The organism is Caldithrix sp. (genome assembly GCF_056497305.1).
The window spans coordinates 12,888-29,424 of record NZ_JBSMDE010000050.1; the positions used below are offsets into that span (position 1 = coordinate 12,888).

The 16,537-nt window shown below is 45.6% G+C and carries 10 protein-coding genes; 5 read left to right on the top strand and 5 right to left on the bottom strand.

From position 1 onward, the window contains the following. Positions 1-256 precede the first annotated feature (256 nt). From merA to ACWB0I_RS04240, 5 genes are all read right to left on the bottom strand, one after another. On the bottom strand, positions 257-1,900 hold the full coding sequence (gene merA / locus ACWB0I_RS04220; RefSeq protein WP_479386790.1) for a mercury(II) reductase: 1,644 nt from the start codon (positions 1,898-1,900) through the stop codon (positions 257-259). After that, positions 1,890-2,534, bottom strand: coding sequence for a mercuric transporter MerT family protein (locus ACWB0I_RS04225; protein ID WP_479386791.1), 645 nt, complete (start codon positions 2,532-2,534; stop codon positions 1,890-1,892). The genes merA and ACWB0I_RS04225 overlap by 11 nt, the downstream gene beginning before the upstream one ends. A gap of 620 nt (positions 2,535-3,154) precedes the next feature. Beyond that, positions 3,155-4,147: an HD domain-containing phosphohydrolase gene (locus ACWB0I_RS04230; protein ID WP_479386792.1), complete on the bottom strand. Its 993-nt coding sequence runs from the start codon at positions 4,145-4,147 to the stop codon at positions 3,155-3,157. 92 nt (positions 4,148-4,239) lie between these two features. Continuing rightward, on the bottom strand, positions 4,240-5,280 hold the full coding sequence (locus ACWB0I_RS04235; RefSeq protein ID WP_479386793.1) for a 2-oxoacid:ferredoxin oxidoreductase subunit beta: 1,041 nt from the start codon (positions 5,278-5,280) through the stop codon (positions 4,240-4,242). Between the two features lie 17 nt (positions 5,281-5,297). Continuing rightward, entirely contained in the window at positions 5,298-7,130 is a 1,833-nt protein-coding gene (locus ACWB0I_RS04240; RefSeq protein ID WP_479386794.1) for a 2-oxoacid:acceptor oxidoreductase subunit alpha, read from the bottom strand. A 455-nt stretch (positions 7,131-7,585) separates the two neighbouring features. Between ACWB0I_RS04240 and ACWB0I_RS04245 the strand changes: the two genes are divergently transcribed. From ACWB0I_RS04245 to ACWB0I_RS04265, 5 genes are all read left to right on the top strand, one after another. Beyond that, positions 7,586-10,411, top strand: a complete 2,826-nt coding sequence (locus ACWB0I_RS04245) for a hypothetical protein (RefSeq protein WP_479386795.1) — start codon at positions 7,586-7,588, stop codon at positions 10,409-10,411. Continuing rightward, positions 10,411-11,550 (top strand): outer membrane protein assembly factor BamB family protein, encoded by a 1,140-nt coding sequence (locus ACWB0I_RS04250; protein ID WP_479386796.1) that lies wholly within the window; start codon positions 10,411-10,413, stop codon positions 11,548-11,550. The genes ACWB0I_RS04245 and ACWB0I_RS04250 overlap by 1 nt, the downstream gene beginning before the upstream one ends. Next, complete coding sequence (locus tag ACWB0I_RS04255; RefSeq protein ID WP_479386797.1) at positions 11,547-12,131, top strand: hypothetical protein; 585 nt, start codon at positions 11,547-11,549, stop codon at positions 12,129-12,131. The genes ACWB0I_RS04250 and ACWB0I_RS04255 overlap by 4 nt, the downstream gene beginning before the upstream one ends. Before the next feature lie 111 nt (positions 12,132-12,242). Further along, the gene (polA, locus tag ACWB0I_RS04260; protein ID WP_479386798.1) at positions 12,243-14,969 is read left to right on the top strand and encodes a DNA polymerase I; all 2,727 of its coding nucleotides are present in this window, start codon (positions 12,243-12,245) and stop codon (positions 14,967-14,969) included. A gap of 303 nt (positions 14,970-15,272) precedes the next feature. Further along, positions 15,273-16,235, top strand: coding sequence for a patatin-like phospholipase family protein (locus ACWB0I_RS04265; protein WP_479386799.1), 963 nt, complete (start codon positions 15,273-15,275; stop codon positions 16,233-16,235). Positions 16,236-16,537 lie beyond the last annotated feature (302 nt).

Consider the following 16,537-nt stretch of genomic DNA (forward strand, 5'->3'; position numbering starts at 1 on the left):
TTCACGAATTAGCCCTCAACCCCTCGATCCCCCTTTCCCAGAATAAAAATCTGGGAGAGGGGGAAGACTTGAGTGTGAAATTTTAACATGTATTGGGGATTTCTTACACGTACCCCATTCACGACCAATGGTCGGCCCGATGCTTATTCAACCAATCAACAATTCAACAATTCAACAGATTTACTTCCTAACACAGCATAAAAATTTCCGCATCCCGCCATGCGGGATAGAAGTTTTAAGGGAAATATTCTAAATTTCAGGTAGCGCAACAGCTTAACTTTTCCACACTTTTTGAGAATGTAATAGCCGCTAATTTAACGCCTTCGGTTGCGGTTAAGTAAGGATGCAGCATATCGCGCAATTGAGCGATGGTAATACCAAATTTCATTCCCATGGCTATTTCCATCAATAATTCTGAACCCTCCGGTGCCACGATGCGTGCTCCTAACAAACGGTCGCTTTTGGCGTCGCGGATTAATTTGATAAAACCTCTGTCTTCTTTTGAGACTATGAATCGCGGAATATGTTTTACTGGAAGAATGGCACTCTCTGCCTGGTAGCCGGCCTCAATGGCCTGTGATTCGTCCAGGCCAATTCCAGCGACCTGGGGATCGGTAAAAATGACCCAGGGCACCAACTGGTAATCGATCTTTTGCCGGTTAGGCGAAAGAGCATTAATGGCTGCCATTTTCCCTTCCAGCGCAGCTGTGTAAACGAACATGTACCGACCGATTACGTCGCCCGCTGCAAAAACGCCAGGTAAATTGGTTTCCAGATAGTCGTTGGTTTTTAAAAAGCCGCCTTTCAGTAGTTCTACCGTCAACTCCGGAGCAAATAGATGGTCTGTGTTACCCCGCCGACCGGTGGCAATGAGCAGATGACTGCCGCTAAGCTGGTCAACAGTCCCTGAATGTTTAATGTTCAGTCGGATGCCCTGATCCGCATTCTCGATAAAAGTTGTTTGTGTGTCAGTTAAAAACTCAATGCCATCTGACTGAAGGTGTTTTTGTAATTCACGGGCAATGTCCGGACTCTCACCAGGAAGTATTTGCTTTTGTACTTCTAAAACCGTTACCTTGCTGCCAAATCGGGCGAACATCTGAGCTGCTTCCAGACCGATGTAATTAGCGCCTAATATGATCAGGTGCCGGGGGAGTTCTTCTAAATCGTACAGAGTTTCATTAGTTAAAAAGGGAACATCTTCTAATCCAGGGATGGCAGGTAGAGAGGGCGCAGCACCAGTGGCGACGATCAGGGCGTCGCCATAAATGATTCTGCCGTTAACTTCTACGCGATTCGAGGAGAGAATTTTGGCCCTTCCTTCGATCAGTTCAAAATCAGGCAGATCTTTGACCACATCGATGTATTTTTGTTCTTGTAGCGCTTGTACCATGTCTTTTTTTTCTTTGATGAGGTCTTTAAAACTTATCAATTGCGCGTTTTTCTGGATTCCCGAATAAACAGTCTTTTGAGCCTGGTGCATATCGTGTGCGGCGCGCAATAAAATTTTGGAAGGCACACAACCCACATTAACACAGGTGCCTCCAATGGGCAGGCCCGCGTTAATCATGGTTACGCGAGCTCCTGATTCGTGTCCCTGCAAGGCCGCCGAAAAGGCAGCCGAACCGCCACCGATAATAATCAGATGTTTGGCTGAAGACGGTGTTCGGTCAGAAAGCTCTTCAAAATCATGGGCCCGGTAGTGGCCAGTTTGATTAATGAATTGCACGATATCTTCTGCGCTCAGCTTTTCTGCATCAAAGGTAACAATCCCTGAATGCTCAGGATACGATATCGCTCTGGCAATAATTCCTGGGTTGTCCAATTTTTGTTCAATGGTTTTTGCGCAATGATCGCAGGTCATGCCGCTGATTTTTAATTTAATGGTTTTAATTGGCATTTTGCCCTCCGGAGGATTTGGTGTTGTTTTGAATGGCTGTTGATGGATAGCCAGCATTGGTTGTGGCCAGAATCAAATCTTTGACCTTTACTTTTTGAGGATTGAATTTAACAATGGCCAGCCGCTGGTTAAAAAGAACCTGGGCGGCCTCGACGCCCGGTACTTTTTCCAGACTTTTACGCACGGTTACCGGACAGGAGGGACAATTCATGTCCGGTACGCTTAAAACGACTGTTTCCATGGTGATTGCACGTCCATTACCAGAGGGAATGTTTTCCTGAGCTCCTTTAGCGTCCAGATCGTTTGCCAGGTAGGGAATTGCGAATAAAATTATCACGATAATGGTTACTGACCAGAGAGATATTTTGTTGATCCTATCTGATCGGGGATTAGCGCAATAACTACCAGGCTCACAATCTTCAGCCTTTGGTTTGCGGTAAATTCTGACAAAAGCGTAAACTAATAACAGGCCAGTTACAATCATAAAAAAGGGACGGTATGGTTCTAATGCCCTCAGATTGCCAATCCAAGCTCCGCTTATGCCCAAAGCCAGTAAAATGAGAGGCCCTACACAGCAGACCGAGGCCAATATTGCTGTAACAATGGCTGCTTTTAAACTTTTGTTCTGATCCATCTTTAAATCTCCTTTTCGTTTTTCAATGATGGCTTTCCATGCTTCTTTAAAACATATAACGCCCTGTACCATGGTACAATGTTCCCAGGGAGAAAAAAAATTAGAATACTTCCCTTAAAAGATCTATTTCCGCCACAGCGGGATGCGGAAATTTTTATGCTGTGTTAGGAAGTAAATCTGTTTAACGGTTGAATGGTTTGATGTCCCGTCCCCGAGTATCGGGATTTCCGCTTGGCTCCAACCGTCTGGCCAGCCGTCCAGACGGGCTGGCCCGTCCTACGGCAGGACAAACCTGTCCCGAAAATCGTGGAGAAGGTGTGTTCAGTTTACAAGGGGAAAGCATTCTTCTCCCGATAAATCGGGAGAAGAATGACAGAAAGTCTCGAGCTAAAGCTCGAGTTACGTTGGGCTTACGAATGCTATGCAAGTGTAAGGGATTCTTCCCCCCCGATCAATCGGGGATTCAGAATGACATACCGGCACAGGCCTTCACCGCATGGGGAAACTTGTCCCTTGGCAAATTAATTCGTAATTCGTAATTTTAATAAAAAAATGCTCTTTCGGGCATTCGTGGCTATGTTTTGTTATTTGGGGACGATTAATGTTGCAGCTATATTTCCTTAGAGGTTGTACCATTCATTAAATTGCTGTTGCATGTGAGGTTGAGTAACCAATTCTTTAAATACATCATACAATCTTGGATCCCACAAACCTTCTTTCGTTTCTTTATCGATTATCTCGAATGCTTCGCTTATCCTCAGAGCTCTGCGGTAGGGACGTTTGGTAGTTAACGAATCAAAGCAATCGACCAATCCAATGATGCGCGCCTTCAGCGGGATTTCTTCTCCCTTCAATCCCTCCGGATACCCACTTCCGTTGTACCGCTCATGATGGTACAGGATGACAGGCAGAACCGGTTTTAACGTTTTTAATGGCGAACAGATTTGCACGCCAATTTTAGGATGCTCCTTAATTATTTCAAATTCTTCTGGAGTCAATTTGCCGGGTTTGAGTAAAATAGCGTCACGGATGGCAATCTTACCAATGTCATGTAAAATGCCTGCTCTTTTTAGCACCTTCAACTCAGAGGAGGGTAAATTCAGATATTCTCCCAGGGCAACGGCCAGGTCTGCCATGCGGTTACAATGACCTTCGGTGTACTTGTCTTTGGCCTCAACCGTTTTGGCCAGACTGAAGATGACCTGTTCGGCATTTTCCAGCTCGTCAATGGATTCCTTCATGCGCAACAGATTTTTGATGCGCGCTTTTAATTCAAAAATATTAAAAGGCCTGGAAATGAAGTCATCGACTCCAGCTTCCAGGCCTTTAACACGATCCTGCATACTGTCCAGCGCCGTAATCATGATGATTGGCGTAAGCTGCGTTTCTGGATTGGATTTAATAATCCGCGAAACCTGAAAACCATCCATCACAGGCATTAAGGCATCTAGCAAAACCAGGTCTGGATTTATTTTATTGAACAAATCCAGCGCCTCTTCGCCATTGTTGGCACTGTACAGATCATAATGATTATGAGCCAGGATATCTTTAATGGTCTCTATATTATCTGGTTGATCATCGACGATTAAGATTTTATATGATTCTTCTGCCATTTTCCAACGATTTTCTTTTATTCTGGTCAGAATGAATATTCGTCAGAAAATGATCAACCTTAATCAAAAGATCGAAAAATTTGCTATTTAAATTAATCTTCGATGTAGAAGGTATTTCCTGAATTAAAAAGGGTGTTCAGGTCTCCTTCTCCTTTTTTCTGTTTAACAAATTCGATCTGTTTTTGCAATAACTCTTCGTAAGTATCGGTTTCCACTTTACGGAACACACCGAGCGGCGTCGGCAAATCGGGTCGGTCGGTTAAGCTGGCCAGGCCAAACTCAATTTCCGCACTCAGGCTATTTTCATCGTGCACAACCAGGTCCTCAGGCGGATTGGCTTGGTCATAGGGCACCACTTCAAAACGATTGCAACTCCACTTTAACACTTTATCGTGGTTCTTGCCAAACACATAGGGTTTATCGTGTTCCATGTACAAGGCACGATCATCTTTCGTATCTTTGCTGTACAATTCTTCAAAAGCGCCGTCATTGAAAATCACACAATTCTGATAAACTTCAACAAAGGAAGTTCCCTTGTGTTCAGCTGCTCGGCGTAATATCTCGGCCATGTGTTTTGGATTGCGGTCAATGGTTCTGGCGACAAAAGTTGCTCCGGAGGCCAGAGCCATCAATACCGGATTAAAGGGATTTTCTAACGAACCATAAGGCGACGATTTGGTAATCTGGCCCTTTACCGAAGTAGGCGAATACTGGCCTTTGGTTAATCCGTAAATTCTGTTGTTGAACAGAATAACGGTGACATCAATATTTCTTCGGCAAAGATGAATAAAATGATTTCCACCAATACTTAATCCATCTCCGTCACCGGTAATGATAAAAACTTTCAGGTCGGGATTGGCCAAACGAATTCCGGAGGCAATCGTTGGGGCACGGCCATGGATACTATGAACGCCATAAGTGTTCATGTAATAGGGGAAACGGCTGGAGCAACCGATTCCTGAGACAAAAACAAATTTTTCCCGCGGGATGCCCAACTCCGGTAAAACTTTTTTCATCTGAGCATAAATGGCATAATCACCACACCCCGGGCACCATCTGGGTTCAGATTTGGAGGCAAAATCTGCCGGCGTCAATTTTAAGGGTTGTGCAATTCCTCTATATTGATTGTTCATAATTAACTCCTTTGAAATTATTCGTCAAGCGCCTTTTCAATGGCTTCCACCAACTCGTGCGTTACCAGTGGTAAACCACGCACGCGATTGAATCCTCTGGCATCGACGAGATATTTTTCGCGAATGATCTTTACCAGTTGACCAAGATTAATTTCCGGCACCAGTATCTTCTTAAAATTGTAGATATATTTTTCCAGAGTCGTGGGAAACGGATTCAGCCAGCGCAGATGCATCCAGGAGACTTTTTTGCCTTTTTTCCGTACCTGTTCCAGAGCTGTAAAAACGGTACCAAAGGTGCTTCCCCAGCTAATAAGCAGCAAATCGCCCTGCGGATCGCCGTTAATTTCCGGTTGTTCTACATATTTACTGATACGTTCTATTTTTTCGGCTCTCAGACGTACCATGTGGTCATGATTATCGGGGTCATAAGAGACATCGCCGGTTTCATCTTTTTCCAGTCCGCCGATGTGATGCTCAAAACCGGGCGTGCCTGGCAAGGCGATCATACGAGCCAGGGTTTCCGGATCCCGTTTGTAAGGCATGAAATTCTGAACATCTGTGGCGTAATGGATGTCAATTTCCGGAATGGAATCCGGATCGCGAATTAACCAGGGCTCCGATCCATTGGCAATGTAACCGTCCATCAATACGAAAACGGGGGTAGAAAACATCAGGGCAATGCGCGAGGCTTCCAGGGCGGTATCGAAACAGTCGGCCGGACTTTTAGCAGCAATGATAGGAATAGGCGCTTCACCATTCCGACCATAAAAAGCCTGCAGCAGGTCAGCCTGCTCTGTTTTGGTAGGCAATCCGGTGCTCGGTCCACCACGCTGCACATTGACTACCACCAGGGGCAGCTCAGCCATGACCGCAAAGCCCAAAAATTCGGTTTTTAAGGCCACGCCCGGGCCGCTGGTTGTGGTAATGCCCAGAGCGCCGGCATAGGAAGCGCCGATGGCCGAACCAATACCGGCGATTTCGTCTTCTGCTTGGAACGTTTTTACATCGTAGTGGCGATATTTAGCCAGTTCGTGTAAAATTTCGCTCGCCGGTGTAATGGGATAACTACCCAAAAAAAGCTCTTTATGCGCTTTTTTGGCTGCTGTAATAAATCCCAGAGCAACGGCTTCATTGCCGGTCATATTCCGATATTTGCCCGGTTTCTTTTTGGCCTTCTCCACGCGGTAACTGGTGTGAAACAGTTCGGTGGAAAGGGCATAATTGTACCCAGCATTCAAAGCGCGAATGTTCGCTTCAACGATTTCCGGTTTATTTTTAAATTTTTCTTTAATCCAATTTATGGTCGGCTCTAAAGGATGCGAAAAAAGCCAGAAGGTCATGCCCAATGCAAAGAAATTTTTGGAACGATCTTTTTCCTTGACTGAAAGTTTAAGGTCTTCCAGGGCTTTGCGGGTTAACGTAGTAATCTGTACCGGAAAAACCTGATAGCCGGCCAGCGATCCGTCTTCGAGGGGATTGGTCTCATAACCGGCCAGGGTTAAATTTCGCCCTTGAAATGAATCGGAATTAATGATCAGAATACCACCCGGCCTGACCAATTTTAGATTGACTTTTAAGGCAGCCGGATTCATGGCCACCAATACATCGGGTTGATCCCCCGGGGTGTGAATCTCTGTACTGCCAATTTGTATTTGAAAACCCGAAACGCCAAACAGCGTACCGGCCGGTGCACGAATTTCTGCAGGGTAATCCGGTAAGGTAACCAATTCGTGTCCTTCTTTGGCCGTTGTGCTTGTAAACTGCATACCCGTCAGCTGCATTCCGTCTCCAGAATCACCAGCAAAGCGGATGGTAACGCGTTCTAAAACTTTGGAATCTTTTTTCTCCATTTGTAGAAACCCCTGTTTCTTTTTAAAACAATGATAATTTTAGTAAATTTATTAAAACCTGCTTGAAAACTGCTCTTCGTTTTAACTTCTTTTAACCTCCAATAGCTTATTTTACTTAAGATGACAAATTTAACAGTTTTAACTTATGAAACCAAAATTAATTTAGCCCTTTTTCCACACACTATTCTAATTATTTTTATCACAAAAGACTAAAAGCAACGGAAGCACACTTATGTAACACGGATTTTAAAAAAAATTAATTACTTCTCCATATTCCATTCGTTTTAATCCATGGCCAGAATAAAAAAACCTGGATTTATGCTTTGTTGTGATTTGTAAAAATTTCCTATGTTTTTGGTTGCGGCTGTGCTGCTTTAAAATTCTACCATTTGAAACAATTGATTTTTTTGTTTAGTTTGATGCAATAGGTTAAAAACAGGTGCCGGTGAGCCTTTATGTTCCGTTCAATGCCCATTTCCCTGATGATTTGCTTTCTCTTTCTTTCTCATGCGCTGCAAGCTCAGGGTTTCTATTTTGGCAGAAACAAAGTTCAGTACACACAATTCAACTGGCAAATCATGAAGACGGAACACTTTGACATCTACTACTACCCCGAAATGCAGGAATTGGCAGAAAAGGGCGCTTATTTCGCCGAAGAGAGCTACCGTTTCCTGGAACAAAAATTCAATTATTCCGTCACCTATCGCATCCCGCTTATTTTTTACAGCACCCACATGCATTTTCAACAGACCAATGTAACGCCTGGCTTTATTCCGGAAAATGTGGGTGGATTTTTTGAATTTATTAAGGGGCGCGTGGTTATTCCCGGCAATGGCGATCTGAACGAATTTCGTCATGTAATTCGCCATGAGCTGGTTCATGTGTTCATGCACACCAAAATTGCTAATGTTTTGGCCCGCTACGACAAAATCGATGGGGCCTACCCTCCGCTCTGGTTTACTGAAGGACTGGCCGAGTACTGGTCAACCACCTGGGATGCCCAGGCCGAAATGGTTCTACGGGATGCAGTGCTGAATAATTACGTGGTGGGTTTAAGCGATATGTACCAGATCAACGGCACGTTTGCCATGTACAAAATCGGACAGGATGTGCTGCACTACATCTCTCTGAAATTTGGCGAAGATAAGTTATTACAGTTGTTGGAGAGCGTGTGGAAACATCCCTATTTTGAGCAATGTTTTCAGGAAGTGCTTGGCATGGATTACAGGACCTTTGATCACCAATATTTGTACTCCTTAAAAAAACGCTACTATCCACTGCTAAAAGATAACGACTTCAGCGATCAGGTGAGTCAAACCATTGTACGTACCGGCTACAATTTTAAACCGGCCTATTTTGAACTGAATGGTAAGCCGTACGTGGCCTTTGTGGGCAACCGAACGGGATATTCCAGCATCTACATGCGTCCTTTAAAACCACTCTCTTTTAAGGATAAAGAGAAAGATGTGGAACTCTTAATCAAAGGAGAAGCGTCTTCTGATTTTGAAGCCTTTCACGTATTTGACTCACGGATTAGCGTTAACCATCAAGGGCTTTTAGCCTTTAGTTCCAAAAGCGGCGAAAACGATGTTTTGTACCTCTACTCCATTCCCCGTCGTAAAATCGTTGAGCGTTACTCTTTTCCTGGATTGGTTGGCATTTATTCGCCGGCCTGGTCGCCGGACGGACGCAATATTGTTTTCAGCGGATTAAGTTTTTCCGGCTACAAAGACCTGTACCTGTTTGAAGTACAAAGCAAAAAGCTAATCCAGCTCACCAAAGATTTTTACAATGATGATGAGCCTTGCTGGTCGCCGGACGGCCAATTCATCGTGTTTACCTCTGATCGTACGCAGTTCGGTAAGCGGGGGGCCACCAACTTATTTTTGCTGGATGTGGCCAAAGGTACATTGCGTTATCTGACCTTTGGTGCTCATGAAGATCGGGCGCCGGCCTTTTCGCCGGATGGCAAATTTCTGGCCTTTACATCCGATATTGAGGGATCGTACAATGTTTACCTGCTAAAGGACCCCATCCAGTCAGCCTTTCAACAAAAGGCAGTACAGATGTTTAAAATGACCGCCTACCTTGGCGCCACCTTTGACCCTTGCTGGACAGCAGATAACGGGCTGCTCTATGGGACTTTTGAACAGGGATTTTTCCAGATTCGCTTTGAGCCGGATTTCTTGAAACAACTACCAAAAGCCAGGCCCATCATTCAACCCATTCTGGTTCAGGACACAAAACCGTGGGAGTTCGAGAGCATTAAATCCGAGCAGATTGCAGAACGCAAACCCTATGTTCGCAAATACGACCTGGATTTTGCTCAGACCCAGGTCTCGCAAGACCCCATCTGGGGAACTACCGGAGGCGGGCAACTGGCCTTTACCGATGTGTTGGGTAACGATCAGTATTATTTACTCATCTACAACAATGCCCGTGTTTCCAGCGAATTCTGGAAGAGCTTTAATGTAGCTGTCACGCGGATTTCTCTTGAGCACAGGGTAAACTGGGGCGTTAGTCTTTACCGTTTTGCAGGATACTATTTCTACCCGGCCGACGCCTATTTTTACGAGGAACGCATCGGGGCCATGGCCACTTTTAGCTACCCCTTTTCGCAATTTTCGCGTATTTCCTTTACACAAAATCTGTCCTATTCGGATAAAGACTGGTTCTTCAACAAGCGCCGCCAGGCCTATTTGTCCAGCAACTACATTTCATTTGTCAATGATAATTCGATCTGGGCTTCCAGCGGTCCTATTGACGGCCAGCGTATTAACATTACTTTTGGGAACACCTATGATCTGCGCTATTCCAATGTCAACTATCTTACAGGGTTAATCGATCTGCGAAAATATTTCCGACTGGGCTTGCGTAGCGCCTACGCCGTACGCTTTCTGTCGTTGTTTAACGAAGGACGCGAAACTTTGCAATATTACCTGGGGGGAAGCTGGGATCTACGTCTGTACAGACGCTGGTCCTTGCACGGCAATCGCATTTTACTGATTTCTCAGGAGCTACGCTTCCCTTTGATTGATCAATTAGGGATCCGCTTTCCCGTAGCTTCCATGCGTTTTTCAGGCATTCGCGGCGCGCTGTTTCTGGATGCCGGAAATGCCTGGAACAACAAGTTCCCTGGCTTCCTGGGCAGTTTTGGCTTCGGCATTCGCTTTAATTTAGGCAATGTACTCGTTTTGCGGCTGGACATTGGCCGCCGTACAAACTTCAAATCCATTGGACGAAAAACGATTACACAATTCTTTTTTGGATGGGACTTTTAATGCACAAACAAACCACCAATTTACTGCTATTACTTGGGTCTCTGTTGCTCTGGAATTGTCAGAATCCGGGCTTAAAGCCACCTGACCTTTCTGTATTACCGCAGGCCATGCAGGAAGGCTGGAATGTCCAACGCTGGTATTGGAGCAATGTAGCGCTGGACACGCCGCTGGTGCAGTACAGAGAGAAAAACATCAACGGACTGGCCACCTCTGCCCTGTTCCGCGTGTGGGACCGATTAATATTGACCACGCATAATGGATTTTTGATTTCTACGGACACGCTACTCAAAGACGTAGATCGCAAACGGTTTTCGCGCGGCATCTCGGCCGCTCCCGCTTTCTGGCATGCTCTGGCGTTTATCCCATCCGAAAAAGGCAACTACGGCTTGCAGGCCTACGACCTGATCCACAAAAAGATCATCTGGCGCCTTAAACGGCATCTGACAAAAAGCAGTCCGCTCATCCAGGGGCGATTGTTAATTCACGCCAGCCTGAAGGGGAAGCTTTTGGCACTGGATCCTCTGAGCGGAAAGCAGATCTGGCAGTATCAGTTTCCACAAAAAATCCGACAAAACCTGGCCATGACCGACCGTCTGATCGCTGTGTGCTCTGCGGACGGCATGCTGGGCGTTTTTGACGCCGACAGCGGACAGCCCCTTTTCATGCTCGATTTGCCGGGCCATGTGTACACCGCTCCCATGATTCTGAGGAACGCGATCTACCTGGCAGACCTTACGGGAAAGATCATTAAAGTTGATTTACACGATGGACACATCATCAAGCGCATCGATTTAAACACGCCTTTTTACCAACCCGTTTCCACAGATGGCCAGAAGCTCTTCATCATGGGGAGTGATGGCCGGCTTTTTGCCTTTTCCGAAAACCTGGAGCAAATGCAAAGTGTGCCTTTGAAAGGCGTACCCTCCATGCCCATCGTTGTAACCCGGCGCCATGTATTGGTTGGTACGTACCAGAAAATATTTTACATGGTCGAAAAAGCAAAACTGCACGTGGTTCAGCAAATCGCCCTCAAACGCAGACCTGTGGCCTGTACGCCGGATCGGAATGCAACGCTTTTTCTGGCCACAGAGTACGATCGTTTGCAGCTATTCAGAACAGAGGAGAAACATAAACCATGATGTGCCTGAATTGGAGATGGTTGATCTTCTTTTGTGCTTTGGTCTCCCTGTCCTTTGGTCAGGTTAAGAATTCTGGCATGGCCCAACCAAAAACGGTTCTGGTAGTGGACAGTCAGCTGGTTGCCAGACCAGATTCCTTAAAATCCCTTTTTGGAACTGTTGATTCCTTGAAATTAAAACTGATCTTTAAAAATGACCATCGATGGAACAACTGGGCGCTGGACACCACGCTAAGCGCGTTTAATGATTCCACTTTGAGCCGGCTGCTCAAAAAAACACGGCCTTTCAAACTGACCTATCGCTACATTCCATTGCGAAACTCTACTTTAACACCTAAAGAAAAGTTGAAAAAGTATTTGAAACCAGGGCTGGCGACCGTAGGCCTGTTGTGTAACTGGACGGCCTTCTATTTTAAACGCCTGGCAGACGATTATTACGACCGTTACAAATACACATCGGACATTCACAAAATGAACGCGTATTATCAAAAAACGCGACAATTCGATCAGTTTTCCAATGCGTTTTTAGCGGTTTCGGTTGTTTCATTGTCGGTCTATTTGTATTGCCTGCTGGTTGATTAACAAACGGAAATTAGATTTCTGATTAACAGAAATATTGTTTACTTTACAAACATCGAAATTTAGTTTAAATTTTGCCAGGCAGATTTACAAACACAAACACAGGATTGTACCATGAGCAAAAAACTCTTTTTAATCGACGGCTCAGCCATGTATTACCGCAGCTATTTTGCTTTTAGCCGTAACCCTTTGATCAATTCCAAGGGGGAAAACACCTCGGCTACCTTTGGCTTTCTCAATTCCTTGCTTAAAATCATTGATACAGAACACCCGGAATATCTAGCCATTGTTTTTGACACCAAAGAGCCCACCTTTCGCCATAAAATTTACGAAGAATATAAAGCAACCAGAGAGAAGATGCCAGAAGAGATGGCCGCTCAATTCCCCAGACTGGTTGAGACCTTAAAGGCAGCCAATTTCGTTCTGTTAGAGAAAGAGGGCTACGAGGCCGACGATATTATTGGTACTCTGGCTAAACGATTTGCCGCTCCTGAGCTCGATGTGTTCATCGTTTCTGGCGATAAAGATATGGCCCAACTGGTCAACGGTCACGTTTTTCTGTACAATTTGAAAAAACAAAATGAGCCTGAAATTTTAGACCGCCAAAAGATTGTCGAGAAATTTGGCGTTCAACCCGAACAAATCATCGACTGGTTAGCCTTGATGGGCGACAAATCGGACAACATTCCAGGCGTGCCCAAAGTTGGCGAAGTAACCGCAGCCAAACTGCTGAAGGAATATGGTTCTATTGAAAATATTTACAAAAACTTGAATTCCATTTCCAGGGAAGCGCTGCGTAAAAATCTGGAAAGCCATCAACAGCAGGTACAGGTTGCCCGCCAACTGACGACCATTGACTGCAATGTGCCCATCGATGTGCAATTAGAAGATTTAAAATTGCGCATGTGGGACATGGAAAAGGTGGAGCCCATTCTGCAGGAGCTGGAATTCAGGAATCTGGCCAATCGTATGAAGAGCATGAGCCTGGGAGAGGCCGACAGCCTCTCCTTGAAACAGTTCGATTCCAAACATGTCGATTACCGGTTAATCGAAACAGAAGAGGCGTTTGAGGCTCTATTACAACAACTCAAAGAGCAAAAGGAATTCGTTTTTGATCTTGAGACCAGTTCTCTCGATTTTTTAGAAGCCGAAATCGCCGGCATTTCCTTCTGCTGGGATGCGGGTAAGGCTTCGTACATTGCGCTGGGCCATGAGCCGCGTGGTCTGGATCGACGCAAGGCGCTGGAAAAACTACGGCCCATTTTCGCCGACGCCAACATTCGTAAAATTGGTCAAAATATCAAATACGACGCCATGATCATGGAACAGCACGGGGTTCCGGTCAACAATCTCTATTTTGACACCATGATCGCTTCTTATTTGATTAATCCCACAGGCCAACACAACCTGGACTACCTGGCTGAGCATTATTTAAACTACAAGATGATTCCCATTGAACAACTGATTGGTAAAAAGGGCAAGAATCAGAAAAAGATGACCGATCTGGCAGCCGGATTGGTTTACCAGTACGCCTGTGAAGACTCCGATATTACCTTTCGCATTTACCAAATTTTAAAAGAGGATATTAAAAGACACGGCATGGAAGCGCTGTTTTACGAAATAGAAATGCCCATGGTGCAGGTGCTGATGAAAATGGAAATGCACGGCGTAAAAGTCGATCGTGCCCTACTGGAAAATCTGAGCGCTGAACTGGGCAAAAAGATTTCCGAAATCGAACAAAAGGTTTTTCAGGCTGCCGGCGAAACCTTTAATTTGAATTCTCCGCAACAGATGGGGGTGGTTCTATTTGACAAATTACAGATTCACAAAGAGTTAGGCATGCGCAAGCCCTCCAAGACCAAAACCGGACAATACTCAACTTCGGAACGCACTCTGGAACGCTACGCCGCCCATCCTCTGGTGGCTAATATTATGGAATACCGGAAATTGATCAAATTAAAAAACACCTATCTGGATGCGCTTCCTCAGTTAATTCATCCCAAAACCGGACGTATTCACACTTCCTACAACCAGACCATTACGGCCACCGGACGTCTGTCTTCCAGTAATCCCAATTTGCAAAACATCCCCATCCGCACCGATCTGGGGCGAGAAATTCGTAAAGCGTTCATCCCCTCGCAAGATAACTATTTGATTTTGAGCGCCGACTATTCACAAATCGAATTGCGTATTATGGCACATCTTTCCTGCGATGAGACGATGATCGAGAATTTTAAGAAGAATTTGGACATTCACGCGGCTACAGCGGCCCTTATTTTTGGCATTCCGGTGCAGGAGGTTAGCCAGGAACATCGGCGCAAGGCCAAAGAGATCAACTTTGGCATCATCTACGGAATGAGCGAGTACGGGCTGGCCAATCGTCTGAACATTACAGCGGATGAAGCCAAAGAGTTTATTGCCGATTACTTTGCCACCTATCCCAAAATAGGGCAATTTATGCAGCAAATGATTGCCATTGCCAGAGAAAAGGGCTACGTGGAAACCATGCTCGGCCGAAGGCGCTATCTGCCGGAGATTAAAAATCCGAATCGCCAGATTCGCGAATTTGCCGAACGCACGGCAATTAACACGCCTATCCAGGGTTCGGCGGCCGATCTGATCAAAAAAGCCATGATTAACATGCAGAAATTTATTGAAGAACATCAATATCCGGCCCAGATGCTGTTGCAGGTGCATGATGAATTGGTCTTCGAAGTTCAGGAAGAAAAGGCAAACGAATTTTCCCGGAAGGTGAAAGAGATTATGGAAGGAGCTATGAAATTGAGAGTTCCATTAGTGGTGGAATGCGGTATTGGCAAAAACTGGTTGGAAGCGCATTAGCGAACAGCGCAGGCTTCTTGTTTACGCGTAGCGCTACTTTATTTAGTAATCACGAATTTTAGCACAGCGCCGTATTGTACTTTTGCTTGAATTGAAAATGTGCCGACTGTCATTTCGATGTCCCATCCTGGCGGGCCTTACTGAGATGACACGTAATCCCCTCTTAACCACAATGCGCGTGAGGGGATAAGAGGGTGAAGGCTCGTTAAAGCGCCGTTGATGAACCATCCTTTGCCATCAAGACAGAAAGCAGTAAAACCGGGCGTTAAAAATAAACCAGCGATTAAACAAAAAATGGAATCCATGAAACGACAAAACCAAAAACCTAAAATTGCCCTGGTGCTGGGCAGCGGCGCTGCTCGCGGCCTGGCGCACATCGGTGTTTTAAAAATTCTTGAACGGGAAGGCATTCCCATTGATCTGATTGTGGGCTGTAGTATGGGCGCCATGGTTGGCGGCGCTTTTGCCGCCGGACTGAACAGCCAGCAGATCGAAGAGATCGCCTGTGAAACCAACTGGCGACGTGTCGTTCAATTGCTTTTCCCCAGACGCTTCCGTCGCGATGGCCTGTTAGACGGTCAACGGGTGGAAGAGTTTCTCATCTCCTTGCTGGGTGAGGAAGAAATTGAAAACTTGCCGCGTCAGTTTGCCTGCGTGGCCACGGATATTCGCGACGGTGAAGAGATTATTTTAAACTCGGGCTCTCTGGTTAACGCCATTCGAGCCAGCATCTCTTTTCCCTTTCTCTTTCAACCTGTACAACTTAATGGCAACTACCTGATTGATGGCGGTGTGGTTAATCCCGTACCGGTTAGCGTAGCCCGCGACCTGCAAGCCGACCTGGTTATTGCGGTGAATGTGACGCCTTCGGTAAAAAATCGTTCCAGAGCTATTAATTCAGGCCAGATTCTTACCACAAAAAAATTGATGGCCGCCAACAGCGCATCATCGTTTCTGCAGCGCCTGTTCGGTAATTTTATGGAAAAATGGCCGCCAGAAACTGGGACGGGCAAAAAAGCAGCCCCTCGTACTAAAATGGGCATTCAACAACAGATGGCGCATGTGGCCATGACCATGGAAAATATCATCTTAATGCTCCGTCTGCAGGAATCGCCGCCCGATTTGTTAGTTGCTCCGGCCGTCAGCGCTTACCAGTTTTTCGACTTCAATAAGGCCAGAGAGATCATTACCATAGGTGAGCAAACCATGGAGGCCCAGCTGGATGCCCTTTTTGCCCTGCTGGAGGGGACAGCTTCTTCGTCCTGATTTTAAAGGGATGGCGCAATCAGGGGTAAATTCAGGCTGCGGATGAACACGGTTTGAACACGGATCTGCAATTATTTTTTTAAAATTTGTGTTTCATTGGCGTTTTTCCATTGCTTTTAGATATTAGCCTAAAGCAGCAACCTTTAAAAGACCAGTAGAGTAGAAAAGGGAATGTAAAGAACAAGAGTCTTTACATCCGCCTTAACCCTCCTCAAACCGGACGTGCGGATTTCCCGCATCCGGCTTTCCCGTAGAATTTCATCACAAGCATTCACAAGTCACTAATTCGAGTAAATGCCTTC

Bases quoted from the DNA above. Each gene is read 5' to 3' on its own strand.
- ACWB0I_RS04225 (WP_479386791.1), bottom strand. From the start codon at position 2,534: ATGGATCAGAACAAAAGTTTAAAAGCAGCCATTGTTACAGCAATATTG.
- ACWB0I_RS04250 (WP_479386796.1), top strand. From the start codon at position 10,411: ATGCACAAACAAACCACCAATTTACTGCTATTACTTGGGTCTCTGTTG.
- ACWB0I_RS04240 (WP_479386794.1), bottom strand. From the start codon at position 7,130: ATGGAGAAAAAAGATTCCAAAGTTTTAGAACGCGTTACCATCCGCTTT.
- ACWB0I_RS04255 (WP_479386797.1), top strand. From the start codon at position 11,547: ATGATGTGCCTGAATTGGAGATGGTTGATCTTCTTTTGTGCTTTGGTC.
- ACWB0I_RS04265 (WP_479386799.1), top strand. From the start codon at position 15,273: ATGAAACGACAAAACCAAAAACCTAAAATTGCCCTGGTGCTGGGCAGC.
- polA (WP_479386798.1), top strand. From the start codon at position 12,243: ATGAGCAAAAAACTCTTTTTAATCGACGGCTCAGCCATGTATTACCGC.
- ACWB0I_RS04245 (WP_479386795.1), top strand. From the start codon at position 7,586: ATGTTCCGTTCAATGCCCATTTCCCTGATGATTTGCTTTCTCTTTCTT.
- merA (WP_479386790.1), bottom strand. From the start codon at position 1,900: ATGCCAATTAAAACCATTAAATTAAAAATCAGCGGCATGACCTGCGAT.
- ACWB0I_RS04230 (WP_479386792.1), bottom strand. From the start codon at position 4,147: ATGGCAGAAGAATCATATAAAATCTTAATCGTCGATGATCAACCAGAT.
- ACWB0I_RS04235 (WP_479386793.1), bottom strand. From the start codon at position 5,280: ATGAACAATCAATATAGAGGAATTGCACAACCCTTAAAATTGACGCCG.